Here is a 14,323-nt window from a genome sequence, read left to right as displayed (position 1 = left end):
GACGACCGGTCAGACTCGTCGACAGCAAGGAGAACGACGCGTGTCCCCTCTCTTCCCGGCCCTCGCGGCGCGTTCCACCCGGCCCGCACTGGGCTTCGGCGACCAGGCACTGAGCCACGCCGAACTGGCCACCGCGGCCGGTGCCCTGGCCGCCAGGATCGTCGGCGCGCCACGGGTCGCCGTCTGGGCCACGCCCACCCTCGGTACGGCGGTGGGCGTGGTGGCCGCGCTCCTGGCGGGGGTGCCGGTCGTGCCGGTGAACCCCAAGACGGGCGAGCGGGAGCTGACGCACATCGTGACGGACAGTTCACCGGCCCTCGTCCTCGCCGAAAGCGGCGTCGAACTCCCCCCGATCCTTGCCGAGTTGCCGCGCGTCGGCACGGACCGCACCGAGGTCACGGACCCGGTGGACCGGGCGCTGCCCGACGAGCCGGCCCCGGAATCACCCGCGCTGATCGTCTACACCTCGGGCACCACAGGCCCTCCCAAGGGCGTCGTCCTGCCGCGCCGTGCCGTCGCCGCCACCCTGGACGCGCTGGAGGACGCCTGGCAGTGGACCGACGCCGACGTACTCGTCCACGCGCTGCCCCTCTTCCATGTCCACGGCCTGATCCTCGGCATCCTCGGCCCGTTGCGGCGTGGCGGCTCGGTACGTCATCTGGGCAGGTTCTCCACGGACGGGGTGGCCCGTGAGCTGTCCTCCGGGGCCACGATGCTCTTCGGCGTACCGACGATGTACCACCGCATCGCCGAGGCGCTCGCCGACGATCCGGAGCTCGCGAAGGCCCTCGCGGGCGCTCGCCTGCTGGTGTCGGGATCGGCCGCGCTGCCCGTGCACGACCACGAGCGCATCGGGGCGGCCACCGGACGCCGCGTCATCGAGCGCTACGGGATGACCGAGACCCTGATGAACACCAGCGTGCGCGCGGACGGCGAACCCCGCGCCGGCACCGTCGGCGTACCTCTGGCGGGAGTCGAACTGCGGCTGGTCGACGAGGCGGGCGCGGAGATCACCGCCTACGACGGCGACACCGTCGGAGAGATCCAGGTGCGCGGCCCGAACCTCTTCACCGAGTATCTGAACCGCCCGGACGCCACCGAGGCCGCCTTCGACGACGGCTGGTTCCGTACGGGGGACATGGCGATCCGCGACCCCGACGGCTACGTCCGTATCGTCGGCCGCAAGGCCACCGACCTGATCAAGAGCGGCGGCTACAAGATCGGGGCCGGTGAGATCGAGAACGTGCTGCTGGAGCATCCGGGGGTACGGGAGGCGGCCGTCACCGGGGAGCCCGACGAGGACCTGGGGGAGCGCATCGTCGCCTGGATCGTCCCCGTACAGGCCGATGCCCCGCCGTCGGCCGAGGAGTTGGCGGCGCACGTCGCGGCCCAGCTCGCCTCGCACAAGAGGCCGCGCACCGTGCGGTATCTCCAGGCACTGCCCCGCAACGACATGGGCAAGATCATGAAGCGGTCCCTCCATGGCTGAGCGCATGAGCGCCCGACAGGCGATCGCCTTCCTCACCGGGGCCACCGCGCGAGGCGGTCCGCCGGGGCCGGCCGCCTTCACCGAACTGCCCATGCCGAAGGACACCCTCCCCCCGGACGGACCCCTCGCCTGGCAGGGGTACGACGAGTCGCGAGCGCGCGCGGCGATGCGCACCGGTGAGGACGAGTCCGTCATCTGCGGCACCGGCCGCGTCGGCGGCACCGAAGCGGTCCTGATCTCCTTCGAGTTCGGCTACCTCGGCGGATCGCTGGGGGAGCGCACCGGGGACCGGCTGGAGGCCGCGTACACCCATGCCCGCGAACGGCGGCTGCCCGTCGTCTCGTTGATCGCGACCGGTGGCAGCCGCATGCAGGAAGGCATGCTCGCGCTCCTCCAACTCCAGCGGGTGGCAGGGCAGTCGGCGCTCACCAGGGCGGCCGGCCTGCCTCAGATCGCGGTGGTGCGCGACCCCACGACGGGCGGCGGCTGGGCCACCCTCGGCGCCGGCGCGGATGTGATCCTTGCCCTGCCGGGCGCCCAGATCGGGTTCGCGGGCTCGCGGGTCAGGCCCCCGGACGCCGACCCGTACGCGTACACCGCCGAATCGCAGCTGACGGGCGGTCATATCGACGCGGTGGTAAGGCCCGAGGACCTGCGGGACACCGTCCGCCGCTGGCTGGCGCTGCTGACGGGCGGCACCGCCGGGGCCGGCTCCGGCCCGGTGCGGGCGGCCGAGCCGCCCGCCGCGCTCGGGCACGCGGCCCCGCCCGCCACCGGCTGGGACGCGGTGAGTCTGGCCCGCGACCCGCGACGGCCCCGCGCCGAGGCGTACTTGGACGCGTACTTCACCACCCGCGAATCCGTCAACGGCGATCGCGCCGGGGGCACCGACCCCGGCACGCTGTGCGGGTTCGGCGAGCGCGACGGCCGTACGGTCGCGTACGCCGCCCAGTGCGGCACCGCGACCCTCCCGGCCGGCTACCGCACCGCCGCCAGGCTGGTCCGGCTCGCCGACCGGCTGGGGCTGCCCGTCCTCACGCTCATCGACACACCGGGCGCCGCGAACGACGCGCAGGCGGAACGCTCCGGGGCGGGGGCCGCGATCGCGGACCTGTTCGCCGCCGTGGCCACCGCCCGCGTGCCCGTCACCAGTCTGCTGATCGGCGAGGGCGGTTCGGGCGGGGCACTGGCGCTGGCGGCGCCGGGCAACACCTGGGCCACACCCGACAGTTACTTCTCCGTCATCGCACCCGAACTGGCGACGGCGATCCTCAAACGGCCCCCCGATCAGACCCGCGCCACCGCCGACCAGCTCAAGGTGCGTCCCCAGGACCTGGTGTCGCTGGGGGTGATCCGCGGGATCGTGCCACCGGCCGGGGCGTGAGGTCCGCCGATTTCTCATGGGCCTCTCACCAGCTTCGTCGGACCGTATGCCTATGGTGAGTGCGTGACGCAGACGACTCCGCCCGGCTGGTATCCGGACCCAGGACATGAAGGTGAAGGCCCGCTTCAGGAACGGTGGTGGGACGGATCCGCCTGGACCGACATGGTCCGGCCAGACTCGGCCGCGGCCTGGAGCGCGCCTTCCGAGCTGGGCTCGCCCGGCATCCCGCCCTACCCGGCGGCGCCGCCCCCGTCCGCCAACAGGCGGGGCCGGCGGATCGCCCTGGCCGCCACGGCGGCCGTGGTGGTACTGGCAGTCGTCGGCGGCTTCCTTCTCCTCGGCGACGACGGCGACAACTCGGTGGACAAGGCGAGCACGAACCCCTCCACCGGCCCCAGCAAGCCCGGCCAGGAGGACCGGCCCGGCCCGGGCGACTCACAGCCGCCCGGCGACCCCGGTGCGCCCGACGGCGGTGAGGGCGGGGAAGGCGGACCCCAGCAGGAGATACCGACCGAGGACGGCTACGCGACCGACATGGCCAGCGGCATCAGCATCCCGGTACCGGACGGCTGGACCGGCCAGTCGGGCCCGGTCGGCGCCGGAGTGAGCACGGGGGAGCACCCGTGCCCCGGAAACCCGGAGGAGTCCTGCGTACGCGGCGGGGTCAACTCCCTCCCGGCGGTGGCGCTGGAGATCAAGGCCACCACCGCGAGGGCGGCGGCCGAGAGCGACATCAAGAAGAACGCCGAGGAGTCCTACGGCGGCGAGAGCTACGGAAAGATCTCCTCACACACGGAGTTGAAGTCCGAGGCGGTGACCGTCGCCGGCAAGAAGGGCTATCTGGTGCGGTGGAAGGTCGTCACCGGCAAGGGGGACGACGGGTACGTCCAGTCCCTGGCCTTCCCCTCACCCGCCCCCGGCGCACAGGACATGCTGATCATCGTGCGCTCCGGATTCGACATCAACGACAAGGCACCCAAGCTGCCCGTGATGGACGAGATCACCGGCGGCATCAAAGTCGCGGCGGGCGGCGGCGGCACAGGCCGGAAGGTCTGAGGGCGGGCGGCCCGCCCACGGCGCGGCGGCCGGACACCACCGATGGAACGCCCACGGCCACCGGCCGTGGGCGTTCCCGCGTCTCCGGCCGCGCCCGCCGCAGGCGGTTTTCCCCCGGGACGACGGAGCCGGGACAGCCGTACGGGCCGTACACTGCACTCATGGGTAATACACACGCCGCGACGGAGGGCCTTCGACCGGCCTGGTTCGCCCTGTGCCACGCCCTGCACGGCCACGGCTAGCAACGCCGACCACGGCCGGCGACGTCGACACCGTTCCCGGCCTCCGACGCCCGGTGGGATTCCGCCCCGAGGCGTCCTCCTCTCGAACGCACTCTCGTGCAGAGCCGCCCGCTCCCCCCAGCCGCATCGCGCTCCCCAGCGACCAGCGACACCCGCACTCCGCACCCCGCACCCGCGCCCCACCCCCGTGACGCTCCGGCGTGCCGTCGGTACCCCCATGGTGACCGCCGCACGGTGGCCGAGCCGTACCTCCGAGAGGATCCCCTGTGAAGCTGAGCGAATTGCTCGCCGGACACGACCACGAGATTCTGCAGGGCGACCCCGATACGGCCATCACCGCCGGAGCCTGTTTCGACGCCGACCGGGTGTCACCCGGATCGCTGTTCATCGCGGTCCCCGGCCACCGCGAGGGCGGTTCCGAATCCGTCGGACCCGCGCTCGCACGCGGCGCCGTCGCCGTACTCGTCGAAGCCGCGACCGCCGAACTGCCCGTGGCCGCGTGGGCGTCCGACCCGGCCGTCTGCGTCGTACGCGTCCCGGACACCCGTACCGCCGCCGCCCTCGTCGCCTCCCGCTACCACGGAGACCCCGGCCTCGCGATGGACATGGTCGCCATCACCGGGACCAACGGCAAGACATCCGTGTCGTACATGGTCGAGTCCGTGCTGCGGATCGCCGAGCGGGCCGTGGTCGGTGTCATCGGCACGGCGGGCAGCCGCATCGGGGACGAACTGATCCCCATGCCACGGTCGGTGCTCACCACCCCGGAGTCGCCCGACTTCCAGTACCTGCTCGGTGTCATGCGCGACCGCGACGTGAGCACCGTCGTACTGGAGGCCACATCCATGGGGCTCCTGACCCACCGGGTCGACCACTCGTACATCGACGTCGGCATCTTCACCAACCTCACGCAGGACCACCTGGACGACCACGGCACCATGGCGAACTACCGGGACGCCAAACTCCGCCTGTTCCAAGGGCTCTGCCGACGGGCCGTGGTGAACGCCGACGACGCCGTGGGCGCCGGGATCGGCGCCCTCATGCCCGGCGCGGTGACCACTTACGCGCTGGACACCGACGCCGACTACCGGGCGACCGACCTCACGATGGACGCGTTCGGTACGCGCTTCACGCTGCACCACGCGGGCCGCAAGTACCCGGCGGCGATCCCCGTACCCGGCCGGTTCTCCGTCGCCAACGCGCTCGCGACCGTCGCTGCCTGCCATCTCCTGGGGCACGACCTGCGCGGACTGGTCACGGCTCTCGACCGGATGCCCCCGATCCCCGGGCGCTTCGAACGCTTCGAGACCCCGCGCGGCACATCGGTCATCGTGGACTACGCACACTCCCCGGACTCGCTCGACAAGGTGCTGAGCACCATCCGGGACTTCGCCACGGAGCGGGTCATCACCGTGTTCGGCTGCGGCGGCGACCGTGACACCACCAAGCGCGCGCGGATGGGCGAGATCGCGGGCACCCACTCCGACCTGTGCGTCCTCACCTCGGACAACCCCCGGCACGAGAACCCCGAGGCGATCCTCGACCAGATCACGCCCGGACTGGCGGGCACCGGCACCCGCTTCGAGCGGTACGCAGACCGCCGCGCGGCCATCGAGTTCGCCCTGTCGGCGGCGGGCAGGAACGACATCGTGCTGATCGCGGGGAAGGGCAGTGAGCCGTACCAGACCGTCGGCGACACGCTGATCCCCTTCAGCGACATGGCGACCGTGCGCGAACTGGCCGCCGTACAGGGCTGATCGCCCGCCCCGCACAGCAAGGTCGGGGCGGGCGCGAAGGAGCCGGGCAACTCGACCGCGCGCCCTGGACGCACGCTTATGCGCGTGAGCTTCTCGACCATGTCGGGCCGGCCCGCCCCGTACTTGACTTGAGCCATGACACAGAACACGGACAACACCGAGAACACGCCCGCAGCGGACGCGAGGACCACCCTGGTCACCGGCGGTACGGGCAAGACGGGGCGACGGGTGGCGGCGCTCCTCGCCGGGCGCGGGCTGCCGGTGCGCGTCGCCTCGCGGGGCGGCGAGATTCCCTTCGTCTGGGAGGAGCCCGGCACCTGGGACGCCGCGCTGGAGGGCGTCGGAGCCGTCTACCTCTCGTACTACCCGGACCTCGCTTTCCCGGGGGCGGCCGAGACCGTGGGCGCTTTCGCGGAGCGCGCCGTAGCCAGGGGCGCGCGCCGGCTGGTCCTGCTCTCCGGGCGGGGAGAGGAAGGCGCCCTGATCTCCGAGGGCAAGGTGAAGGACAGCGGCGGGGACGTGACCGTCGTCCGGGCGAGCTGGTTCAGCCAGAACTTCAACGAGGGCTTCTTCCTGGAGCCCGTGCTCATGGGAGAGCTGGCACTGCCGACCGGAGACGCGGTCGAGGCCTTCGTCGACGTGGACGACGTCGCGGACGTCGCCGTCGCGGCACTGACCGACGACCGCCACATCGGCAGGACGTACGAGCTCTCGGGACCCCGGCTGCTCGGCTTCGCCGAGATCGCGGCCGAACTGTCCAAGGCCACCGGCCGGGAGATCGTCTACGCGCCCGTGGAGCTTCAGGACTACCGCGACTTCCTCGTCTCGGTCGGCGCCCCGGAAGACTTCGCCGACCTGTTCGAGCTGATCACCGACGGGCGCAACGCGCATCTCGTGCACGGCGTCGAGGAGGCCCTGGGCCGTAAGCCCAAGGACTTCACCGAGTTCGCCGCGGACGTCGCGCGCACCGGGGTATGGACCCCTGACCCCGGCGTTCGGACCTCGGCATATAGCTGAATCGCCGCGCCCTGTGCCGTGGGGTGCGGCACGCTGGGGGGATGGACGCGAGCGCAGAAGAGGGATTCGACGACGCGGCGGCACGGCGGCTGCTGGAGGTCGGGAAGCGTGAGGAGGAGCTCCGCAAGGAGTTCCGGGTGGACGGTCCCGAGTGGGAGCGGATGTCCGTCTCCCACTACACGGCCTACTCCGCGATGGTCCACGAGGAGGGCGGCTGGCGGCAGTTGTTCCCGGCCGTGCCCTTCGAGGAGGAGGCGCGGCTCGATCTCGGCGCCGTCCTGCGCGCACGCGGCGCGCACGCCGGGGAGTTCGCCGGCCGCTTCGGCCGGGCGGCCGACGCGGTGGAACGCGGCGAGGACCAGGTGATCATCGCGGAGGACGTGTTCCGGATGGTACGGGTCGAGCAGACGGTCATCATGACGAGTCACGGCCCTCAGACACCCCGCGCCGGTGACCGGGAGTTCCCTGACGAGCTGGACGAGCGGCCCGGGGCCGGCGACTGACGTCCCGGTGGCCGGCGTGACGGACGGTGCGCGCCGTCCCGCCCTCCGAACGGGGGTGGGGCGGGGCGGGCGCACCCGATCCTGACGTACCGTCAAGAACCCTGGTGGTCGGCCGGTTCGGAGACCGTAGCCTTCAGGTAGGCACTCCAGACGCGCTCCGCGGGCTCGTCCCCGACGCCCGTGAGCGTGACCTGCTTCCCCGTCTTCGCGCTCTCCCCGAACAGCGCGATCGAGGTCACCTCGTCCCGCGTCGAACCGATGAACCACTCCGCCTTCCGGTCGTCGGTGTGGCCCGAGGCACCCGTGCGGCCGCTCACCCGGGCGGCATCCCCCAGCGGCGGGACGGACATCTCCGGCCATGTCGTCCCCGCCGGCCGTGCTCCACCGGAGACGGAAGCGTGCGCGAACGTGGCGGACGTGCTGCCGACCACCCGGTCGCCGGTCGCGTCCGGCAGATCGACGGTCCGGTCGCCGCGCCGCGCGGACTTCACGATCGACGGGGTGACCTTCTTGCCGTCGTTGGCCAGGGTGGCGTGGACCCCGGCCATCTCCAGGGGACTCGCGCCCATCAGCCCGAGGGACGTCGCCTGCGGCGCGGCGAATCCGGCCGGGTCCGCCGTCATTCCCAGCCTCTTCGCGGTCTGCCTGATCATGTCCTGGTCGGCCCTCGAACGGCCGTTCTCCTCGGCCTCGATCTTCGAGGCGAGAACCACCGGCGCGAACGTGGGACCCGCCTGGTAGTCGGCGCGTGTCGCGTTGTTCAGGTAGTGCTTGAAGTAGTCGTCGCCGCCGTACAGCGCCACGATCCGTCCGGTCTTCGGGTCCACGGACACCGCGCCCGCCTGCCGGTCCGGATCCCGCCGTGGTGCCCTCGGCTCCGGACCGCGGTCGGACGAGGTGAGCCCGAAGGTCACGGCCTCGCGCAGCGCCCGCTGTCTGTCCGGCTCGATGCTGAGAGTGATCCGCCAGCCGCCGCCCGCCAGTTCCTGCTCGCCGACGCCCGCTGCGATCAGCTCGCGCCGCGCGGTGTCCACGAGATAGCCGGCCTCTCCGGCCAGCTCCGCCGACGCCTTGGGCGCCACCGGCACCGGGAAACGCATCCGCCGCCGGTCGTCCTTGTCGAGCCACCCCTCACCGACCATGTTGTCCAGCACATAGCCCCAGCGCGCCTTCGCCTTCTTCTTGTCGGCGGGGGAGGCGACGGCCCAGTCGTACTGGCTGGGCGCCTGGAGCAGCGCCGCGAGATACGCGCCCTCCTCGACATCGAGGTCCTCGACCTCCTTGCCGTAGTAAGCACGCGCGGCCGCCTGCACGCCGTACGCGAGCCTGCCGTAGTAACTGCTGTTGAGATATCCCGCGAGGATGTCGTCCTTCGAGTTGTGCCGGTCCACCTTGAGGGAGATGAACAACTCCTTCACCTTGCGGGTGACCGTCTGCTCCTGGCTGAGGTAGTAGTTCTTCACATACTGCTGCGTGATGGTCGAGCCGCCCTGCTTGCCGCCGCCGGTCAGCGTGCTGAAGACGCCGCGCGCCGTGCCGGAGAGGGAGACACCGGAGTCGCTGTAGAAGTCCTTGTTCTCGGCGGCGACGAACGCCCGCCGCACATCCTCGGGCACCCGGTCGAGCGGCACGGACTCGCGGTTGACCTCGCCGGTACGGGCCAGTCTGCTCCCGTCGCCGAACAGGTAGACGTTGCTCTGCGCCTTCGCCTGCTCGTTGGGTCTCGGGATGTCGATGACCAGGTACAGCACGGTGAACGCCGCGAGGACCAGAAGGCACAGGGAGACGAAGGCGATCAGAGCCTTGCGCCAGGTGAGGAGACGACGGAGACGCATACGCATACGCATGGCGTCATCCTTCGCGCCGAAGATCTTCGTCAGGGCGAAGGAACGTGTCGGCTGCCGCGCGGAGATGTATCAGCCGTGTATCAGCGGTCCAACGGGCGCGCCTCGGCGGGCGGTTCGTCCTCGAACGCCGGACACGTCCGCTCGGGCAGCCGCAGTGTGGCGAGTGCGCCGCCGCCGGGCGCGTTGCCGAACTCCAGCGAGGCGCCGATGACTTGGGCCTGGCCGAGCGCGATCGTGAGGCCGAGCCCATGACCCGAACCGCGCTCGCGGGCGCCGGTACGGAAGCGCTGCGGGCCGTCGTCGAGGAGGGTCCTGGGGTAGCCGGGTCCGTGGTCGCGTACGGTCACGGTCCTGCCGTCGTCCGACACCGTGATCACGACGGGGGCCCGGCCGTGCCGGTGCGCGTTGACCACCAGATTGGTGAGGATGCGTTCGAGCCGCCGTGAGTCCGTCCGTACCGAGGCGGGCACCCCGTCCGACCCCCTCTCCTGAAGGACCTCCGACTCCAGCCCGGCACGCGCCACCACATCGCGCACCAGCGGTCCCACGGGACACGGCGACAGATCCGCGTGCTCGGCCCCCGCGTCCAGCCGGGATATCTCCAGCAACTCCTCGACCAGCGTGCTCAGCACCCGCACCCGGTCACGCACATACCCGGCCGCCTCACCCTCCGGCAGCAGCTCGGCCGCCGTCACCAGCCCCATCAGCGGCGTACGCAGCTCGTGCGCCACATCGGCGGTGAAGCGCTGCTCGCCGAGGAGCCGCTTCTGGAGCGCGCCGGCCATCGTGTCCACGGCCGTGGAGATGTCGGCGATCTCGTCCCGGGGCCGCGGCCCCGCCGCGATCCGCGCGTCCAGATCCCCGGCGGCGATACGGCGCGCGGTACCCGCCGCCGTACGCAGCCTGCGGCTCATCCGCGCGGCGGTCAGCACGCCCAGCGGCAGCACCACGGCCGTGGTGATCAGACCGGCCACGACGATGCTGGCGTCAAGGGCGCCGATGTCGCGCATCGTGCCGCTCATGTCGACACGTACGGACAGCACCCGGCTCCCGGCGGGACGGGCCGCCCACATCGCGGGCCCGTCGGACCCGGCCGTGAACTCCGTTCCCCGGCGCCCCTTCACGACCAGGCCCCTCAGACCGCCCGGCAGCCCCGGCGCGTCGAGGGCCGCGCCCGACCCCTGGACGTCGCCGGTACGGGCGTACGTCGCCGCGGCCCGGTCGAGAGTGACCCGGGCGGCCTCCCGCGCCTGCGACAGCTCACGGTCCCGGGAGAACTCGTGCACCAGCACGCCGACCGCCGCGGCGACCGCGCACGCGGCAGCCGCCACCAGTGCCGCGATCCGCCATCTCAGAGGCATGGTCAGCGCCGCAACTTGTAGCCGAAGCCGCGTACCGTCTCGATCCGGTCGGCGCCTATCTTCGCCCGCAGGCGCTGCACATGGAGGTCGACGACCCGGGTGTCACCGTGCCAGGCGTGATCCCACACCCGGCTGAGCAGGGTGCGGCGCTCCAGTACGACGCCGGGTGAACCGGCGAATTCGAGGAGCATCCGCAGCTCGGTCGGTGTCAGCGCGACGACCCGCCCGGCCCGCCGTACCTCCATGCCCCGGGTGTCGACCGTCAGATCGCCGAAAGCCAGCACGCCGGTGTCCGCCCGCCCACCGTCGCCCGCGCGGCCGCCCGCCCCGGCGGTCGCTCCCGCTCCGGCGGTCGCTCCCGCTCCGGCGGGCGCGAAGGAGACCCGGCGCAGCAGGGACCGGATCCGGGCGACGAGGACCGCGCTCTCGCAGGGTTTGACCACATAGTCGTCGGCGCCCGCCTCCAGCCCCGCGACGACATCGAGGGCGTCACCACGCGCCGACATCATCAGGATCGGTGCCAGGCTCAACTCCCTCACCCGGCGGCACAGTCCGATGCCGTCGAGATCGGGCAGCATGACGTCGAGCAGCAGCAGATCGGGTTCCGTCTCGCGGAACACCTCCAGCCCAGTGAGCCCGTCGCCCGCCGTGGACACGGTGAATCCGTACCGTTCGAGGAGCATCCGGACGGTGTTGCGGATCACCTCGTCGTCCTCGACCAGCAGCAGATGCGCCTCCGCCGCCGTGGCGGGCGGGGACGGACGTGCCGACCTCATCACGGTGCCGGCACCCCGCTGTCCGGACCGGCACCCGTGTCCGGGCCGGCCGGTGGCGCCTGCGGAACGGGCCTCTTCTCGCTCGGCGCGGCCGTCTCGGGAGCCAGCGGGTCGGGCGCCCCCGCGTCGTCCGAGGTGTTCCACGGATTCTCGACGGTCATCACGTCGCCGTTCCAGCGGTAGCGGGTGGTGACCCGGCCCTTCTGGCCGGCCGACATCAGGATCAGGTCCGTGCCGAAGGTCTCGCCGGTGAGACCGATCGGTCCCCAGCTGATCAGCACCGGCCGTACGGTGTCGCCCGACGCCCGGTAGACCTGGACGAGCGTCAGGCCGGAGGCCGGTTCGTCCAGCGCCACGACCAGTTCGTCCCGTCCGTCGGCGGTCAGGTCCTGGTAGACGGGGTCGCGCAGACCGCACGTGGCTCCCGGGCAGTTCCGGACCGCCGCCCGTACGAACTCCGGCACGTTGGGGTCGTTCGTCAGCAGCCGCCGCACCGGCAGTTTTCTGAGCCCTCCCGCCGGTACGGTGACGTTCTTCACCGGCAGATAGCGCTGGAGGGCGCGCTTGGCCGCGGCGTCCAAGTCCGTCGGCGGCACCGGCGGCGCGTAGTCGGGCCACAGCGGCGCCGAGCTGACCGGCGGCGAGAGGGTGGGCGCCGGCCCGCCGTCCCGGGCCCCGGTCTCGGCCGCGCAGCCCCCGGCGCCCGCGAGGGCCGTCACGACGGCCAGAGCTGCGAGGACGACGGTCCGGCCGCGCTGCGAAGGGTGGGTGTGGGGGAAGCGGCGCATAGAACGGTCAGCGTACCGGGGCCGGGTTCCTGAACATGCCGGGGGAGCTGCCCGTATCCCTCTGTGCACCTTCGCCCCTGTCATGTCGAGGAGACCGGCCCATGAACGACTTCAGCAATCTGCAAGCCCTCCCGGACGGCGAGGCCGAGCTCCGCCTCGTCGTCCGTCTCCAGTGGGAGGATGTCGCCGCGCTCGGTCAGGAGGCCGGGCGCCTGGCGCACCAGATGCAGCGTCCCGTGAGTCTCGACGAGGCGGTCAGCCACCGGCTGCGCAGCCGCTCGGCCTCGCACGCGAAGCCCCCGCAGGAACCGGGCCGGCCCGTCGGGGCGCCGCCACCGCCGGCCCCGGTGTCGGCGCTCGCGGGCCGCACTCCGGGTGAACACGCCAGGCAGGCCATAGAGAAGATCAACGGTTCCGAGTCGGCCTGAGAGATCCCGGCCGGCCGCACCGGCCCCGCTGCTCGGCGGGTCCCCGGGAACGCCACTAAGGGCAGTCGCTGGATGCGACTGCCCTTCGCGGCGTGAGCGAGTGTCAATCTCCGCGCCTGAGCGGGGGGTTGCATCAGGCGGCGAGCGACACCGCCTCGACGGCTGGGGTGCGCAGTGCGCGGTACGCGGTACCGACGCTCGTGATGACCGTGGCCGCGGCACCGATCCCGACGATGGCCAGCCAGATCCCCGGGCCCTGGCCGGGCAGGACCGCGTCGACCCGGACGAGGCTGAACGGGACGGCTCCGGCCGCGGCGGCGATGGTGCCGAAGAAGGCGCCGGTCACGGTCAGGACCAGGGACTCGATGGTGACCATACGGAGCACCTGGAACGGGGTGGCCCCGGCGAGACGCTGCTGGCCGAACTCCCGGGTGCGGTAAGTGGTCGCCGCGTACAGCGTGTTGATCAGCATGATGCAGGCGAAGACCACGATGATCCCGACCACCACGAAGTTGAGCGTTTCGAGGCTCTTGTCGTCGACGGACCGGGTGATGCCCGAGGTGTCCAGCTCGTCGTTCTGGACGGCCTGCATGTAGAGCGTGGCGGTGGCCATGCCGATGAAGAGGATCAGCGGCATGAGCACACCGGACAGCTGCGCGGCGCGTTGGCGCATGTTGTGCACGGTCAAGTAACCGCTCGCGCCGGTGAGCAGGGTGATCGGGCGTGCCAGCCTGCCGAGCAGGAACTTCAGCAGGACGGGTGAGAAGACCGCGAATCCCACGGAGACGAGGATCGCGCCGTAGGCGGGGGCGGCCATGAGCGCGTCGTCCGTCTTGTCGAAGGCGAAGGTGGAGGCGACGCTGCCGATGCCGAGGAGGAGGGCGGCGAAGCCGGCGACGTGACGTCCCCGGCCACGGGGCTCCCCGCCGCCCGCCGCCGCCTTCGTGGCCCGGCGGACCGCGAGGAACGAGGCGCCGATCGCGGCGATCAGACCGACGCCCGCCCCGGAGATCAGGGCGACCGGGCCGAAGACGAAGTCCACGCTCCCGGCGACCTGGTCGGTGTCCTTGAAGACGTTGAGCAGCTGCTCGCCGCCGATCCTCGCGGGCAGAATCGCCAGCAGCATGCTGACGACCGCGACGACGGCCGACTCGACGACGATCATCCGCTTGATCTGGGCCGGCGTCGCACCGGTCCTGCGCAGCAGCGAGATCTCCTCGCGGCGCTGGCGGACGTTGACGGTGAGGGTGGAGGCGATGGCGAAGAAGACGAGGAGGGTGCCGTAGCCGCCGACCACCGTCGCGGCGGTGGTGAGGGTCTCGGAGCTGCGGTCGTCGATGTCCGCGCCGCCGGCCGTGTCGTGCATCGAGTTGAACGACATGATGATGACGGAGCCGAGGAACGCGGAGAGCAGCGTCGCGATGAGGCGCCCGGGGCGCTGGACGATGGAGCGCATGGCCAGAGTGAACATCGCTCAGACCCCCACGGGCATCTGGTGGTGGTTGACGGTGTCGCCGAGGTGCGCGAGGCGCTCGGCGACGGCGTCGACGGTCGGCCTGTTGAGATGTCCGGCCAGGCGGCCGTCGGCGAGGAAGATCACGGAGTCGGCGAAGGAGGCGGCGACCGGGTCGTGGGTGACCATGACGACGGTGCGGCCGTGGATGCGTACGGTCTC

Annotated in this window: 12 protein-coding genes and 1 pseudogene; 7 read left to right on the top strand and 6 right to left on the bottom strand. The window is 71.9% G+C overall.

Annotated elements, in window-relative coordinates:
- Positions 1–40: 40 nt before the first annotated feature.
- From IEY79_RS10850 to IEY79_RS10825, 6 genes are all read left to right on the top strand, one after another.
- Positions 41–1,489, top strand: coding sequence for an acyl-CoA synthetase (locus tag IEY79_RS10850; RefSeq protein WP_189107189.1), 1,449 nt, complete (start codon positions 41–43; stop codon positions 1,487–1,489).
- Positions 1,482–2,873, top strand: a complete 1,392-nt coding sequence (locus tag IEY79_RS10845) for a carboxyl transferase domain-containing protein (protein WP_189107188.1) — start codon at positions 1,482–1,484, stop codon at positions 2,871–2,873. Before IEY79_RS10850 ends, IEY79_RS10845 begins: the two co-directional genes overlap by 8 nt.
- Before the next feature lie 63 nt (positions 2,874–2,936).
- A complete protein-coding gene (locus IEY79_RS10840) occupies positions 2,937–3,929 on the top strand; it encodes a DUF2510 domain-containing protein (RefSeq protein ID WP_189107187.1) in 993 nt (330 codons plus the stop codon).
- Positions 3,930–4,437: 508 nt separating this feature from the next.
- Complete coding sequence (locus tag IEY79_RS10835) at positions 4,438–5,928, top strand: UDP-N-acetylmuramoyl-L-alanyl-D-glutamate--2,6-diaminopimelate ligase (RefSeq protein ID WP_189107186.1); 1,491 nt, start codon at positions 4,438–4,440, stop codon at positions 5,926–5,928.
- 135 nt (positions 5,929–6,063) lie between these two features.
- Positions 6,064–6,945: an NmrA family NAD(P)-binding protein gene (locus IEY79_RS10830; protein ID WP_189107185.1), complete on the top strand. Its 882-nt coding sequence runs from the start codon at positions 6,064–6,066 to the stop codon at positions 6,943–6,945.
- Positions 6,946–6,986: 41 nt separating this feature from the next.
- Positions 6,987–7,448 (top strand): DUF5954 family protein, encoded by a 462-nt coding sequence (locus IEY79_RS10825; RefSeq protein ID WP_189107184.1) that lies wholly within the window; start codon positions 6,987–6,989, stop codon positions 7,446–7,448.
- A 92-nt stretch (positions 7,449–7,540) separates the two neighbouring features.
- Here the strand turns inward: IEY79_RS10825 and IEY79_RS10820 are convergent, their stop codons facing one another.
- From IEY79_RS10820 to IEY79_RS10805, 4 genes are all read right to left on the bottom strand, one after another.
- Positions 7,541–9,295, bottom strand: a complete 1,755-nt coding sequence (locus tag IEY79_RS10820) for a transglycosylase domain-containing protein (RefSeq protein WP_189107183.1) — start codon at positions 9,293–9,295, stop codon at positions 7,541–7,543.
- 80 nt (positions 9,296–9,375) lie between these two features.
- Positions 9,376–10,656: an ATP-binding protein gene (locus tag IEY79_RS10815; RefSeq protein ID WP_189107182.1), complete on the bottom strand. Its 1,281-nt coding sequence runs from the start codon at positions 10,654–10,656 to the stop codon at positions 9,376–9,378.
- Between the two features lie 2 nt (positions 10,657–10,658).
- Positions 10,659–11,432 (bottom strand): two-component system response regulator CseB, encoded by a 774-nt coding sequence (gene cseB, locus IEY79_RS10810; RefSeq protein ID WP_189107181.1) that lies wholly within the window; start codon positions 11,430–11,432, stop codon positions 10,659–10,661.
- The gene (locus IEY79_RS10805; RefSeq protein WP_189107180.1) at positions 11,432–12,220 is read right to left on the bottom strand and encodes a hypothetical protein; all 789 of its coding nucleotides are present in this window, start codon (positions 12,218–12,220) and stop codon (positions 11,432–11,434) included. Before IEY79_RS10805 ends, cseB begins: the two co-directional genes overlap by 1 nt.
- 101 nt (positions 12,221–12,321) lie before the next feature.
- On the opposite strand from IEY79_RS10805, the gene IEY79_RS10800 reads away from it, so the two are divergent.
- Positions 12,322–12,648, top strand: coding sequence for a hypothetical protein (locus IEY79_RS10800; protein ID WP_189107179.1), 327 nt, complete (start codon positions 12,322–12,324; stop codon positions 12,646–12,648).
- Between the two features lie 133 nt (positions 12,649–12,781).
- On the opposite strand, the gene IEY79_RS10795 is transcribed toward IEY79_RS10800, so the two are convergent.
- Positions 12,782–14,119, bottom strand: a complete 1,338-nt coding sequence (locus IEY79_RS10795; RefSeq protein ID WP_189107178.1) for an ABC transporter permease — start codon at positions 14,117–14,119, stop codon at positions 12,782–12,784.
- 3 nt (positions 14,120–14,122) lie between these two features.
- Positions 14,123–14,323 (bottom strand): annotated as a pseudogene (locus IEY79_RS10790) (ABC transporter ATP-binding protein); the annotation flags it as partial.

The sequence above is a fragment of the Streptomyces camponoticapitis genome, from assembly GCF_014646115.1.
In the GTDB taxonomy this organism is placed as follows: Bacteria; Actinomycetota; Actinomycetes; order Streptomycetales; family Streptomycetaceae; genus Streptomyces; species Streptomyces camponoticapitis.
The sequence above is the reverse complement of the archived record's forward strand: the minus strand, read 5'-3'. Positions and strand labels throughout refer to the sequence as shown.